Source organism: Flavobacterium sp. CLA17, assembly GCF_013112255.2.
GTDB lineage: Bacteria > Bacteroidota > Bacteroidia > Flavobacteriales > Flavobacteriaceae > Flavobacterium > Flavobacterium circumlabens.
Window position 1 is genome coordinate 3,381,406 of record NZ_CP068294.1, and the last position, 14,716, is coordinate 3,396,121.

The 14,716-nt window shown below is 34.6% G+C and carries 12 protein-coding genes; 2 read left to right on the forward strand and 10 right to left on the reverse strand.

Features of this window, described 5'->3' with window-relative positions:
* The first annotated feature begins 55 nt into the window (after positions 1 to 55).
* Positions 56 to 817, forward strand: coding sequence for a hypothetical protein (locus HAV12_RS13905; RefSeq protein ID WP_171570185.1), 762 nt, complete (start codon positions 56 to 58; stop codon positions 815 to 817).
* 128 nt (positions 818 to 945) lie between these two features.
* Here HAV12_RS13905 and qatD read toward each other — a convergent pair whose 3' ends face one another.
* From qatD to HAV12_RS13955, 10 genes are all read right to left on the reverse strand, one after another.
* Entirely contained in the window at positions 946 to 1,677 is a 732-nt protein-coding gene (gene qatD / locus HAV12_RS13910; RefSeq protein WP_197984804.1) for a Qat anti-phage system TatD family nuclease QatD, read from the reverse strand.
* A complete protein-coding gene (gene qatC / locus HAV12_RS13915) occupies positions 1,677 to 3,032 on the reverse strand; it encodes a Qat anti-phage system QueC-like protein QatC (protein WP_171570186.1) in 1,356 nt (451 codons plus the stop codon). Before qatC ends, qatD begins: the two co-directional genes overlap by 1 nt.
* 2 nt (positions 3,033 to 3,034) lie before the next feature.
* Positions 3,035 to 3,775 (reverse strand): hypothetical protein, encoded by a 741-nt coding sequence (locus HAV12_RS13920; RefSeq protein WP_171570187.1) that lies wholly within the window; start codon positions 3,773 to 3,775, stop codon positions 3,035 to 3,037.
* Positions 3,776 to 3,778: 3 nt separating this feature from the next.
* Entirely contained in the window at positions 3,779 to 5,677 is a 1,899-nt protein-coding gene (locus tag HAV12_RS13925) for a P-loop NTPase fold protein (RefSeq protein WP_171570188.1), read from the reverse strand.
* A 273-nt stretch (positions 5,678 to 5,950) separates the two neighbouring features.
* Positions 5,951 to 6,595, reverse strand: a complete 645-nt coding sequence (locus HAV12_RS13930; RefSeq protein ID WP_171570189.1) for a hypothetical protein — start codon at positions 6,593 to 6,595, stop codon at positions 5,951 to 5,953.
* Between the two features lie 203 nt (positions 6,596 to 6,798).
* The gene (locus tag HAV12_RS13935; protein ID WP_171570190.1) at positions 6,799 to 7,323 is read right to left on the reverse strand and encodes a hypothetical protein; all 525 of its coding nucleotides are present in this window, start codon (positions 7,321 to 7,323) and stop codon (positions 6,799 to 6,801) included.
* Between the two features lie 299 nt (positions 7,324 to 7,622).
* A complete protein-coding gene (locus tag HAV12_RS13940) occupies positions 7,623 to 9,047 on the reverse strand; it encodes a SusD/RagB family nutrient-binding outer membrane lipoprotein (RefSeq protein ID WP_171570191.1) in 1,425 nt (474 codons plus the stop codon).
* Positions 9,048 to 9,059: 12 nt separating this feature from the next.
* The gene (locus HAV12_RS13945; RefSeq protein WP_171570192.1) at positions 9,060 to 12,257 is read right to left on the reverse strand and encodes a SusC/RagA family TonB-linked outer membrane protein; all 3,198 of its coding nucleotides are present in this window, start codon (positions 12,255 to 12,257) and stop codon (positions 9,060 to 9,062) included.
* Positions 12,258 to 12,968: 711 nt separating this feature from the next.
* Positions 12,969 to 13,565, reverse strand: a complete 597-nt coding sequence (locus tag HAV12_RS13950) for a ferritin-like domain-containing protein (protein ID WP_171570193.1) — start codon at positions 13,563 to 13,565, stop codon at positions 12,969 to 12,971.
* Positions 13,566 to 13,755: 190 nt separating this feature from the next.
* On the reverse strand, positions 13,756 to 14,028 hold the full coding sequence (locus tag HAV12_RS13955) for a hypothetical protein (protein WP_171570194.1): 273 nt from the start codon (positions 14,026 to 14,028) through the stop codon (positions 13,756 to 13,758).
* A gap of 287 nt (positions 14,029 to 14,315) precedes the next feature.
* On the opposite strand from HAV12_RS13955, the gene HAV12_RS13960 reads away from it, so the two are divergent.
* Positions 14,316 to 14,585 (forward strand): hypothetical protein, encoded by a 270-nt coding sequence (locus tag HAV12_RS13960; protein ID WP_171570195.1) that lies wholly within the window; start codon positions 14,316 to 14,318, stop codon positions 14,583 to 14,585.
* Positions 14,586 to 14,716: the final 131 nt, after the last annotated feature.

Below are 14,716 nucleotides of genomic sequence, written 5' to 3' on the forward strand. Positions count from 1 at the left end.
TAAATATGTAAACTTTTTTCAGAACGAGACAGAGGAAATTAAAAAAGAAAAAACAATGAAAGCATATTTAGATAATAATATTTTTATTGATATTGAAGATAATTCATTAACAATTGAGGATTTAATTAAAAATGTAGATTCTAATTTACAAGTGTTTTATTATTCTGCATCACATCTCCAAGAAGCAAATGAAATCAAAGGAGAAACACAAGAAATAATAATTGAGAGATTGTTAAATCGTTTTCATACAATTTCAAAAGTGACTAACGATAATTATCTTTACCTTGATTTACATTCAAATGATTTATTAAAAATAAAAGAAAAACCTTCAATAGTTTACGAAACAATTAATCAAGTACCATTTGCTCAAAATACCATGAAATCAATGGCGAATCTTGCCAACGAAGAACAGAAAGAAGCATTTAGAAACCTACTTGACATTGATATGTTAAGAATAAACAATTACAATCCTGTTGAAGTAATTGAACATATCAATTCAAAGAGCGAGTTAATGGGAGGTTTTACTTTAGTTGAATTAATCGAAAATGCAATTGGATTTCACCCACAAGGTAAGGATTTTGGCTTACACAATAGAATAGCAGGAATATTTGAATTATTAGATATGATTGGTTATTGGAAAGACAAGTTTAATGAAAAATCAAATTATGCAAGATTATGGGATTCAAGTCATACTTATTTTTCATCAAGCTGTGATTATTTTATTTCAAATGATAAAAGAACTAGGAATAAAGCTAAAGTTGTCTTTGAAATATATGGTATCAAAACAAAGGTTGTTTCATCAAAAGGTTTAGACTGAAAACCTTTTTCTAATTAAAACTATATAAATACATGTATTTTAATCATCATATCTTGTTTTTTTGAATAAGTTTTTACAAGAATATCTTTTTAAAACATCTTGTGGTACACATTTTTACTTTTAAAAAACTACTTCAAATGACTAATTATTCTCAAAAAATTTGAAGTTATAATTTTTTCTACTTCTTGTCTAGTAACTTTCCATTCTTCTGCTAAATAATTAAGAACAGAAGATGTTTCTCCCGGTTTCAACGGCAAATTCTTTTCACTTATAAAAGGTCCATCTGTTTCAGTCAAAATAAAATTTTTAGGTATTTTAGAAATAATTTTCCTTCCGGCAGAAGATTTAATCATTGCTGGATTAATAGAAAAATAATACCCGCTGCTTACAATGGACTCAATTACACCTAACCCACCTGAATACCAATGAAAGATAGCTGCTCTAATATCATATTTTTGTAAAAGTTCTAAAACTTCTTTTTCTGCCTTTCTAGAATGAATACTTAGAATCTTTTTTTTACCAGAAACAATTTTTAGTATTTTAATGAACGTCTCTATTTGTATATTTTTTGTAGATATACCTTCTCTCGAAAAGTCTAGCCCAACTTCTCCGATATATGATGTTTTATCAACATTAGCAAGAAATAAATTGAACTCTTTCTGGTGTAAATCTGCCATTAAGGGATGCATTCCTAAGGCTAATCGTATCTTCCTTAATGATTGAAAATGGGGATATCCCATTTCAAAATGGCTTGGAAGATTAGTCATTGCTAAAACCGTAATATCAGATTTTATACATTCTTGCAAAATTTGTCTTGGATTGTCATATAAATCTATGTGGCAATGGGTATCAACAATCATTACAAATTCAATTTCGATTTTACAAAATGACTCCCTTTATCGCTAAATAATTGCTTAACTTCCAATTTTGACCTTAATACCATTTTAGCATATTCTTCAAGAAGACTAATCTCTATATTTCCATTAACTAACAAATCTCTTTTCATTTTCTCCAAAGATATGTTTTTTTTCAAGTAACTGAAAAGTGCTGGTAAATCATTATTTCCTAAAGATGAAACTTTTGTAATAAAGTTCCCATAGTGATCTTCATTGTCCACGCCAGCTTTATTCAATGCCGCTCGTCTATATATACAAGGCATACATCTTCCACAACTATGCTTCTCATTAGGATTGTCAAAATGAAATTGCCTAAACCCTCTTTTACCACAAGAAACTGAATCTGTATAAATGCTTTTTAAAAATATTTGGTTTGTGCATTCAATAAACATTTCTCCTTTTGTCTTAAAAGTATAGGGATTATGTATTACAGTAGGCAATCCCAATTCTACAAGTAATTCTTGAACATTTTTTAAAACATAAGGATGTGTTGTTCTTGTACTTAAAGAACTTACTCTAGATGGTGTGAGAGGATAATTGATTGAAATCGTACCATTTTCGGGAATTATTAATTCATCAGTAGGTGACAAATAAATACCTAAACCAATAAAAAAAAGTGAGCGGCTTCGATAATTCTTCTCAATACTTACGCTATTACCATCAATGTCTTTTCTTGATAATGCTAATTTCGATTGTATCCAATATATCTTATTAGGGTATTGGGTCATTAAATGTGTTAATAACTTTCTTTGGTCTCCATTTGGTCCTGGAGATTTTGAATCAAAATGAGATACCAGAAGTATTATTTCACCATTACTAAGCTTTTCTAATTCATCAATAACTCCAATTAAAGAATCTAGACCACCTGAAAATAAACTTACAGATTTGATCAGATTTTTATTGTAATTTGGAACTTTCCTTCTATTTGTACGTGGCTGAAACAAATCAACATCTTCTATTTCTCGAAATGAAACCTGCCAGTTATCCCCTGTTAAGAAGTCTAATGTTTGTTTTAATTTATCTTCTTTACCGTTCCAAACGGCTAAGTTATTCACAGGAAACTCTACTTCTATATCTCTTGTCCAACCATCATTTGAATAAATAGACCGATTAAGTAAATTATCGACTCCATAAACAATTGCAGATACAAGAAAAAAATCAAATTTTACAGAGGCAAAATCAATCGTGAAATCAAAAACTTTTTCATAACCTAAGAAAGATAATGGAACCCTTCTGTTTACTCCGTTATCTGTATAACAAAGATGCAAGTCTGAAAACTTGCCATAATTAGCATCGTCAATAACTATATTTACTCTCATAACTATTCAAATACGGTTAATACATCTTCTTGGATATTTTTTACAAGTGTGTCTGCCCTTTGGGAACTCCAATCAATGTTCTGAAGAGGATTCTTTTTGTGCATATCGGCAACTCTTTCCACTATGAAATTTTTTATCTGACTGAAAAGATTATTACAATCACTCTCATTCTTATTTTTTATTAAATTTTCATAAAACCACTTTGATAAAAGCTCATTAATATAATACCCAAAATATTTTATTATTACATCTTCCAATGTACTAGTAGTGAAGCTCTCTTCTAATAGAGTTTGTACTCCATCAATGGATTCAGCTTGTCCAATTAGTTCTTCTAATAATAGTCTTGTAGCTTCTTTTGCTGCATTATCATCAATTGATGTAGCACTCCCAGAACAATATTCGATCAGATGATTAATTACATCACCAACCGATTTATTATCAATATCTGTTAAACCAGTAGATGCAAGAGCTTCTCTAATATTATTACCTGAACTGATAAAAGTTGAAAAAACTCCTCCTATTTTCTTTGCAGTCCTAATACTACTTCTTCCTCCAACTTTTGAACCGCCACGTCCCCCTATAGATACTCCACCCAATGCTGTAACAAAATTCCGCATTATATTCTGTAGTTTTGGTGCAGCAAGAATTGAAGAATCGCAATTTGAGGTAAGCGAAGAACTAAGTGGACCCCAATTCGGAACCATCGTGTGTTTTACATCAGAAAATGATTTAGATGTTCCCATTTTTTATTTTTTTAGATTAAACGCCTTACTTGCTCTTGTTTTTCCATCTTTGAAATAATCATTCAAAAAAGTTCCTATTTCAGCTTCTGATTTAAAGTCTGCTAATCTCGTAGCAACCGCAGGTTCAATATCTGATACGCTGATTATTTTAAGAGTTTCCATATATTGATAAACTGTATTTTCTATTTTATCTTCTGTCATTGCATTGAAAATGTCATACAGCCTCTTTTGCTGAGGATTTCTTTTTAAATTTGAAGATAAAAGATTGAAAAATGCGTCTTTCTCAATATCACTAAAAGGTTGAAATTTTTGAGATAGTAAAGATTTTGTAACTGCTGCCGTCATATTATCCGGTAATAACTCATTAAATAATGCCCTTACTACTGGCGGAATCATACTTGTTGAAGTAATAGAATTTTCTAACTTATCGCGAGCGATCCAATAATAATCCCGTAAATCAACTCCTGTTAATAAAGGTTCTATTTGAAACCATTTTATTATTTTAGGTTTACTCCATTCTTTGAAATCAGAATCCTTAATTTCTGAAATAATGTCTTCAATCCCTTTGTCTTTGCATAGGGCCTCTATATTTGTTATTTCTTTTGGTACTCCATCTTGAATTATTTGCCATTCAAATAACTTCTTGAATAACTTAGGTTCAGAATATTCAAGTATCATCATTTTTGCAAGAACGGCGTCATTAAAGCTTACTAACGATGCAACTTCTGCCAGCCTTTTTCTAATAGTATAAGTATTTAGAAAACGTTTAATCTGTCGGGGATTTCCATACAAACTATTTGTAATTAAGGGCACTAATGAAGGAATTGTAATTACATTATCTTTAACTTTTCTGAATTCTTGAGCTTCCAAAATCTTTTCAAAGTTTGACAATCCAAATGCAGAATATTTGTTAGTTATTCTATACTTTTTAAATTCATCAAGCACATTTTTAAATTTCATATCGCCGACCTCTTTTTTACAGATTAGCATTGAAATGTAAGTTTCAACTTCTGATTCTGAAAGTCTTGGAAGAGCATAGGGAAGCTGAATTAATTTTTCCAAATAATCAATAACAATTCTGTTATTATCTTCTTCAATTTCTTTGTTGCTTTTGTATTTATGTTCGATTGCATATTTCACAATTCTGGGATCAGCTCCAATAATAAATGCAGTTTTTGGCACGTTGAGGAAAAGTTTAATAGCTTCAAGATTCTCTATAATTCTTTCAGGGCTACATCTATCAAGATCATCAATTATAACCACTAATCTTTTAAAACCAGTAGAGACTAATAAATCATAGAAATCCTTTCTAAGGTCTGCTATCGCATTTGTCGAGCTTTTATTCCCTTCTTTTTCTTGCTTTAAAAATGACTCATAAATCTCTTTCCCTTCTTTTGATTGAAGCTTTTCAATTATCTTTTCTGAAGAATCACTCCATTGTGAAATCATCTGAATCGATGCAGGTACTAAGCTCAACCCTCCAGTAAAATATGCTGAAACCGCAGGTAATGCAACATTTTTTAAAACCATCCCCGCGCCTCGCATCCAATCAATAGATTTCCATAGTTTTTTCGCTTTCTCTTTTACTGCATCTTTTATTTCGGCAGTAATTTTTTTGTTATCTTCCAGTTCTTTAAGAATTGAATTGAGTAATGCCGCTTTAGCATCATCATACCCCTCAAAAGTCCATCCGTTAAAGTATATACAAAGCGACTCTTTATCCTCATCTTTATCAAACTCTTCTTTTACTATTTGTAATATGCTAGATTTTCCGCTTCCCCAGTCACCAAAAACACCGATTGTAATTGGCAAAATCGATTCATCTTTAATGACATTCACCAATAGATCTGCATGTACTTTAAACCCTAATAAATCCTCTGATGTTTCGTTATCTGCCCACATTTATATAATTTTTATTAAAATATTTTATAAATAATTTTCGTAAAAGTATGTTATTCAATCCAGAAGAAATTACGGTTTTCCATAATGAATTATAAAATCGTTAAAATTAAATATTATATAATCCCCCGCTGGCGCGAGCGTCACGCTCGTGAATATTTTTAAATTTGAATGTAAATCTATTTTAGGATTAATTGTAAATATGTAAACTTTTTCAGGACGAGACCTATAATTCAGAGTGTTTTTCTTGAAATGCAATGATCTTCATTTGTTTCATTAATTTAAAATATAATTGTCGTTTAAGTTAATAGGTGAATTACCATGATTTTTTTCAAAAAGACTTACTGATGTTGGGGTACCAAATTTGTCATAGATCCCTTTTGAACAAAAAACGGAATGCTTTTTATTTGTTATGATAATTTGATCGTAGTTTTCTACATCGGTTTTATTTATTCTTTTAACAAAATCTCTTAGTCCTAAAAAGTGTAAATTTTCTTCAGTACTCATTGAAAGCTGATGATAGAATATTTTATGTGTTGCAGCTCTCTGAATTGTGTTCATGCCATATATCTGCTTTTTTCGACTTGCCATAACCGCATACAAAAATTGTGCATAGTCAAATATATCTTTATCACTGCCTACAACGAAGTAATTTAATTTACTCATTCGCAGTATTTCTGAAGTAGACAGGTCAATTTCTGAATTATCTTTTAAAGTGATATGAAATCCAGTTTGGGTTGTTTTAATCTCTTTTAAAACATTATTAATTCCAAACTTTCCAATGGCAAGCTTGATTGCTGAAATGGAAGCGCAGTTGGTTGCAGCACCTTGGTGAAAAGAGGTCAGAATACCAGATGACGACGTTTGAGAATAAGCCCAGAAACTAGCTAAAAAAAATAAGTACAGATAGCGTTTTTTCATAAATTGATTTTCATCATTTAATATTTTAAAAATGGAAAGGTATTCCTTTCATAAATAAATCTGTACAGTATAAATACCTGTTTTTAATTTCTTGAATCCACAAAAAAATGTCTAGAGCTCTGCTGGCTCGAGCGTCCCACTCGTGAAGACAAGTAAACTTTTTTTAGGACGAAACAAGTGGAAAAACTATAAACCATAAACTGTTACTTACGCAACAACCGTTCTCTCAACACCACTTCTTCCTGCTGCAGTACCAATAGTTTTATGGCATACTGCTCTTGTACGAGCAGGCTATTTTTCTTCAGGACGTTTTGTGCATTTATTTTTAGACTTGACAAAAGTTCCTTCTCTAAGGTATCGTTATACTGTCCTTTTGCGATCAGCGCATCCGTAATCGTGACCGCATTTTGAGCCGAGCGGTATTTTTTCTTGCATTTCTCAAGTTCGTCCGCTGCAACGTGTTGCTTGTGTTGGTTAAAGATGATCTCCTCTTCTAAGTATTTGTTTATTCGTGCCTCTTCTTCCTTTAGGGCAGCGGCATCAGGCTCCTCGGCCTCGGCTTCTTTTACAATAGTAAGCATTTCGGTCAGTTTGAGCAGCGCGGCTGTAGGCAGACTACGCTTTCCTGACAAAAACATCGACCATTGTGCGCGCGTCACCTGCAGCAGTATCGCCATCTCTTCTTGCGGTATTCCTAATAACGCTCCAACATTTTCCTCTTTTTTCATCACTCCTGCTTTTTGGTTTCTATTTTAGTTCTGTTTCAAATTTATTAAAATTTTTATTTGAAACAAAAACTGTTTCAAATTTTTATTCTACTTTTTTTGAAACGATTTTTGTTTCAAAATATTTTTTATTCTATTTTGAAACAGTTTTTTTAAAAGAGTAAAATAAAGTCCGGATAAATCTGAAAGGCAACTGCTTCAAAATATTTCACGAACCAGGAAACTTTCGTGTACCAAAAAATGGCGCCAACTGAAGACAGTTGGCGCCATTTTTATTTTAGGTTTATCCTTTCGGAATCTTATTACTTTACATCAAACCATAGTTTTGTCGTCAGTAAGTCTTTTCCCTGAACCGATACTGCGGCCTGGTAACTCGCTCCGTTCAACGACTGCTCCGTGCCCGGATAAAAGAAACGTGAAGGTATTTTTCCCTCCAAAACGGTATCCGGACCGGCTGTTAACACCGGGTAGTCCAGTCTTCTCCACTCCGTAAAGGCATCAAGACCTTGTCCGAAAAATGCAATCCATTTCTGTGTACCAATCGATTTGGCATAATTGGTTGCATCATATTGTACAGTGGGCTGATTAAGATATGCAGCAATAGTGGCTGCATCCGTAATCCCAAACTGATTGAACGATGCAGTAATGGCACTTTTATACAGTTGCTCTGCATCTCCGGCAATATAACCACGGGCTGCCGCTTCGGAAAGATTGAAGAGCACTTCGGAATAAGAAACAAGTACGGCCGGTGATGTCGAGGTCAGGAAGTATGTACCCGGTTTTGATGTTTTAGCAAAACCCTGACTGTTGGCAGCACTGTTAGACAATCCATTGCCACCTCCAACGTAAGTGCCTACACTTGCATCTGATGGAAGCTGCGCATAAACCGGCAAACGCGGATCTGATAATTCTTTTAATTTATCAACCATTGTTTTCGAAATACGATAATCATCTCTGGTTTCAAACCAGGCTGAGGCCGGATTTTGCTGAGGAGAACTAATGTACGTAAACTTAAAAGTATCGCTATTGCTGCTCAATACTCCTGCAGCATCTGTGGTTGCCTCAATCGCAGCTTGTTTAGCCAAAGCAGGTTCTTTGTCCGAGATTCTCAACGCTATACGCAAACGAAGCGAATTTACCAGTTTTTTCCATTTTGAAATATCGCCTTTATAAGACAAATCACCGGTTACGGCACCATTGGCCGAATTGAGCAAAGACTGGGCTCTTTTCAAATCTTCAAGCAATCCCGTATACACTTCTTTTTGCGTATTGTAAGCCGGTGTTACTTTTAGGCCAGCTTCTTTGTACGGAATACTTCCGTAAGCATCTGTCAGCAATAAAAATGTCCATGAACGCAAGGTTAAGGCAATTCCTTTATAATTGGAATTGGCCTGCGCCTCCGGAAAGTTCAGAATCGTGTTCAGATCTGTAATTAAAGTTGCATATCCGGTATTCCACAAAGTTGTGAAAGAAGCATTGGATACATCGTATCGGTCCGGTTCGGTATATTGAATTTTAGCCCAGTGCTGAACAAATAACAAAGACGAATCAAAGTTATTGGCTGACCCCCAGTATAAGTCAGCTCCCTGTTTTAAGGTGCCTGTTAACAGGTAAGGTGCCAATGGTGTTTCGGTTGCATTTGGATTTTTATTAATATCATCCAGAGCATCACTGCATGAGGTCAGTGACAATGCAAATAAAGTGATATAGGCTATTTTTTTTAGCATGATTCTGTGTTTTTAAAATTTAAGATTAACGTTAAGGCTGAAATTTCGGGTCGTTGGCAAAGCTAAACTCTCCAACCCTTGTGCATTTCCGGTATTGAAAGCCGTTTCAGGATCAATATTCGGTGCATCTTTGTAAATAAATAACAGGTTACGCCCTACCGCAGTAATACTGGCTCCATCGAATCCAAGCTTTCTGGCAAATTTTTTATTGAAATTGTATGCCAGTTTTACTTCTCTTAGTTTTACAAAAGTGGAACTGTAAATATACGCTTCACTAATATTGTAGGACGCTTTATAATATTCCTGTGCACTAAGCACTGAAGTGTTTGGCGTTCCATCAGCATATACGCCTTTAAAAATTATTCCGTCATCATATATTACGGCACCAGCCGGAGCGTTACCGCCCGAAACTAACGTTTTTGTACTGGTGGTTCCATTGGTCGCTATATAGTAATTTAATCCGCCATTCGCAGCATCACGGCCCGGAAGTGTTTGCGCTAATACACCGGTATAAGTTCCCGTTCTGTTCGTTCCTGAAAAAATCTCACCGCCTACACTGGCATCCACAAGGAATGAAAGTTCAAGATTTTTGTACGTCAGGGTATTGGTCACACCCGCTAAATAATCCGGGGTATAATGTCCTAATACTCTTTTAGTCGGATCTGCTTTTGGCAATCCATTCGCAGATACTACTATATTTCCGTTTGCATCACGTTGATAAGCGGTACCGTAAAGGGCTCCGTAGGCCTGCCCTACCGACGCCAGCACATCAACACCTCCCGAAGAACCTATGGTGTAATTTTTTATGTTTTGTTCATAATCCAGAATCTGCACTTTACTTCTGTTCCTTGAATAGTTCGCGGCTACATTCCATTTGAAATTTTCAGTCTGAACAGGGTTTCCATCCAGTTGAATTTCGATACCGCGGTTGTTTATTTTACCGGCATTGATCAATTGCGAATTAAAACCGCTCGCAGCCGTTGTTTTGATTTCCAAAATCTGATCAAAACTATTTGTATTGTAATACGCGAAATCAAAATGCAGTCTGTTTTTCCAGAAAGATGCTTCTAATCCTAATTCAGTAGAACGGGTGGTTTCCGGTTTCAGGTTCGGATTCAGTTTTCTTTGCGAAGAAGTCTGAATCGGATTTCCATCAAATGCGGTTTGAAAATTGTAAACCGACGCCAATTGATACGGATCGGCATCATTACCCACTTCAGACCAGCCGCCACGCAGCTTTAAGAAATCAAGTGTACTGCTTTTCAGATTAAGGGCTTCCGATAAAACTAAACTACCGTTAAACGAAGGATAGAAATAAGAACGGTTGCTGCCTGGCAATGTCGATGACCAGTCATTACGTGCCGTAACGTTTAAGTAAGCATAATTTTTATACCCAAATTGTGCTGAGGCATAGGCACTATAGACTCTCAATCTTGATAATGTGTTGGATGACGTTAAGGGATCTCTGGAATTCGTCAGTGTATACAAATCAGGCACGGCCAGACGTGGTGCTTTTTGATAATTGTTGGCATCGCTGTGGTTACGAATATTAAATCCGGCAAGAGCATCTACACTAAAATCATCATTCAGTTTTTTGGTATACGTAAAAATGCCTTCTGTATTTTGTTCGTTTACCGTATAGGCATCTTCCGCATACGATCCGAAAGGAGTTCCATTGGTACCATATTTAATCTCGTATTTTCTGCGGTCGTTATAATAGTCAACTCCGGTACGGAATTTAAAATTAAGTCCCTCGGCAAGTTTTGCATCCAGGTGAACATCACCTATTATACGGTTGCGCTGCTGACTTGTCGTATTGTAATACGCATTCCAGTACGGATTGCTGTAATAACTGTTGTTCCAATTGACATTTCTGTTATTCTGAAGCTCGTTGACATCAACCTGGCGTCCGAACCAAAGAAACTGAAGCATAACACCGGCAGCTCTGTTACCAAATGGCCCTCCCGGAAGTGCCGGAGCATCCGTAACAACATAGTTAGCCGTTACCCCTACTTTTATACTTTCGGATATTTTATAATTAGTATTGATCGTAAAGTTTGTTTTGTTTACTTCACTGTTCGGTACTATTCCTTTTTGTTTTTGATTATTCACTCCTAAACGGAAATCTGATTTTTCATCTGATTTTGCTACAGAAATACTATTTTCATACGTAATTCCGGTATTAAAAAAGTCTTTCACATTATCAGGATGCGCTACGAAAGGCACTGCCACACCATTTGAATTAAACTGAGGAATAAGGCGCCCATCCATTTTAGGCCCCCAGCTTTCATCAACCCCATCATTAATACCGCCGCCTTTACCATCTACATAGCTGAACCTTCCGTTTGATCCTTGTCCAAATGTATTTTGAAAGCTTGGCAAGGTAGCCACCTGAGAGATCGTGATACCTGAACTAAAACTTATACCAAGCCCTTTTTGATTTTTTCCTGATTTTGTCGTGATCAGCACAACACCATGCGCTGCACGTGATCCGTAAAGGGCTGCGGCATTCGGGCCTTTTAGCACCGTTAATGATTCAATATCATTGGGGTTTAAATCGGCAATCGCATTTTTGAAATCACGGGAAGCGGCGGCTCCTCCGGCGGAGCTCAGCTGTGAATTATCAACCGGAACCCCATCTACTACAAATAGCGGCTGGTTATTTCCGGATATAGAGGTTTCACCACGAATAACAATACGTGAAGACCCCATATCTCCCTGCGAATTGGTGATACGTACCCCGGCTAATTTACCAGTCATGGCATTTAAAAAGTTCGTTTCTTTTGTATCCGACAAATCCCTGTTTTTAAGCGATTGGGTAGTGTACCCCAAAGATTTCTTTTCTTTTGTAATACCCAGTGCGGTCACTACTACTTCTGACAGCGCATTTTGTTCCTGAGTAAGATCAATGACAACTGAATTTGCATTTACGACCACTTCCGTTTTTTTATACCCCAGATAACTTACTACCAGTGTATACGGAAATTTTTGTCCGGTCTGGAAATAAAACTTTCCGTCAAAATCGGTCTGAACCCCATGTGTAGTTCCTTTAATATTTACCGAAGCACCGATAACAGGCTCCTTTGTCACAGCATCTATTACTGTCCCGTCGAGTTTGGACTGGATTAGCGGTTTGGTCTCCTGAGCTTTAATCCCTATGGAAATCAACAAAATGCATAACCATGCATATCTATTTAATTTTTTTTTCATTACTTTGTTTTAGTTTAATACATAAGGCAAGCCGAAAACGGATTTACTCCACTCTCGCTTTCCTTATAGAGATGTACAATTTCTTTAAGCTTTACCATTTCTGTTCCCGCAGAAATGGTTTTTTTAACTACAACACATTCGTTTTTTCATTTTTTTTTATTTTGGATTACTATTATTTGAATTGGTGTTTTCAGGATTTCAATCCTAAAAATTAAGGATCACTCTTATTGAAATTGGCATCAATTAGATTTTGAAGAATTTTTAACCGCGTCGACTCATAAGACGTAAATTGTCAAATGGTTCCTGCAAATTCAAAAATGACATGTATTTGCTAGTCTTTATTCTTTTGTATGTAACGTATTCTTTTTAATCCTACTAATTAGATAGAACAAAAGTATATTAAAAAATAGTAACCCGAAAAATTTAATCTTTCTTTTTGCAAAAAAATTATTAATTAATTTTTTTGCAAATTTTACAGCACTAAAAACAAGGGAGTTAATGACTACGGGGATTTTTTTATTGTGTAAGATTTTTTTGAAACTGATCTCAATAAATTCGAAACATGTACACTTTTTTGATCATACTGTACTTTCGGAAGTGTTTTTAATACTCTTTTTAGCTTGTCTATAGCTGTTCTGAGGTTATTCAATAAAAAAACCTGCAGTCTAATTTAGATTACAGGTTTTTTAAAAATTCGTTTTTAGAATAAACTTATTCCTCTTCGTCTTCAGCAGAGGCTTCAAAATTAATGTTGTTATAGGCCACTTTGGTCAGACGTGTATCCGCTTCTTTTTCTTCCTCTAAAGTCTGCTCTAATAAAGACACTGCTTCATCTTCGCCTAAAGTTTGGGCAAATGCTGCCAAAGTACCATAGGTTGCAATTTCATAATGCTCGATTTTTTGTGAAGCAGCAATAATTCCCGCATCTCTTACAGGACCTTCCTGGGTTTCTTCCATAATATTTTCGCCTTCTTTAATCAGGCCTTCCATAGCATCACATTTTTTAGCAGTTGCTTTTTCGCCAATCAGATCAAATACTTCTTCTAATCGCCCTACTTGTTCTTCTGTAACCCTGATATGGTCGTTAATGGTGGCAATCAGGTTTTCTGAAGTAGCATTTTTTGCCATCTTCGGAAGTGCTTTAGTCAACGCCTTTTCTGCCCAGTAAATATCTTTTAGAGAATCTATAAACAGTTCTCTTAATCCTTCTGCGGCAGAAGGTTTTGCTTTTACGGTACCTGTTTTCGATTTTGCAGCTGCACTTTTATCTTTGGTGTCAGCTGTTACGGTGTTTTCTGTAGTTTTCATAATTTTATAATTTTTGTATTTAACCAAAAATATAGTACCTGATAATCAGTATTTTACAAGATTACAGTTACAAATTATACAATCCGCAGGTTTTCAATCTAAATCGATATAATTTGAAATCCTATAAACCAAATCATAAAAAAAGCCTGTAAATGAATACAGGCTTTTTAAATTTCTTCAGCCAAAACTTTTAGGGTCTGGAGGTACCAACAGAATCTTTACTACGAATCGGACTTGTCGTTTTTGTCTTCGTCATTTTTGTTTTAGTCGTTTGTTTACTCAATGTATCAGCTTTGTGAGTCGAAGGATGTTTCTTACCATTATTTGTACCTTTCTTCTTAATTATGGTATCTGTTGTAGTCCTTGTTGTTGATTGAGTTGTTTTTTTTGGAGTTTCCTGTGCGAAGGTAGTCGCGGTTCCAAAAATCAGTAACATTGTGCAGGTTAAAAATAAATTTTTCATAATAATAATTTTAATTAATAATTTGATTATAAACGAAATACATATTTCATTTTTACAAATGTTGCTAACAAACAGGAGTTTATTTTATATAGACCAAAACTAATTTTTACATGATTACCACCTTTAGTAATACTTACAATTTCAGACCTTCTTTTAATTTATATTTTGATGTTTTTTTGATCTAACGTTCTCATAATTATATAATTCAACATTTTAATTCTATAATACTAAATACTGTTATTCTTATAATTTTGAGGGAATGAAAATCAGTATTTAATATAAAAATTATGGAAAATTTAATTAATCAGGAAAACTTTGCCGATTTAAAAGAACTTATTGAAAATAAAATAGCTGCGGTACCGGCTCATTACTTATTATATGGAGCAATAGGCTCTTTACTTTTGTCTTCGTATCTTAAAAAAACAGGACATCATCAGGCCGGTTCTTTCATTGGAAAATTATCTGTTCCTATCATAGCAATCGGAGTTAAAAAATATTCTGACCTATTACAGTCTGAATCAGATCTTCAGAAAGAAAGCCAGGCGGAGCATTTCTAACGATTCTGTACTTCCCTTTTATTGTATTACTTTCTTCTGATACGTAACCAAATTGATAAAACGGGAAGTACATTTTTTAGAGTATTTCTTTATTTTCATCATTTTCAATACGAAAATAATTACCAGTTTTT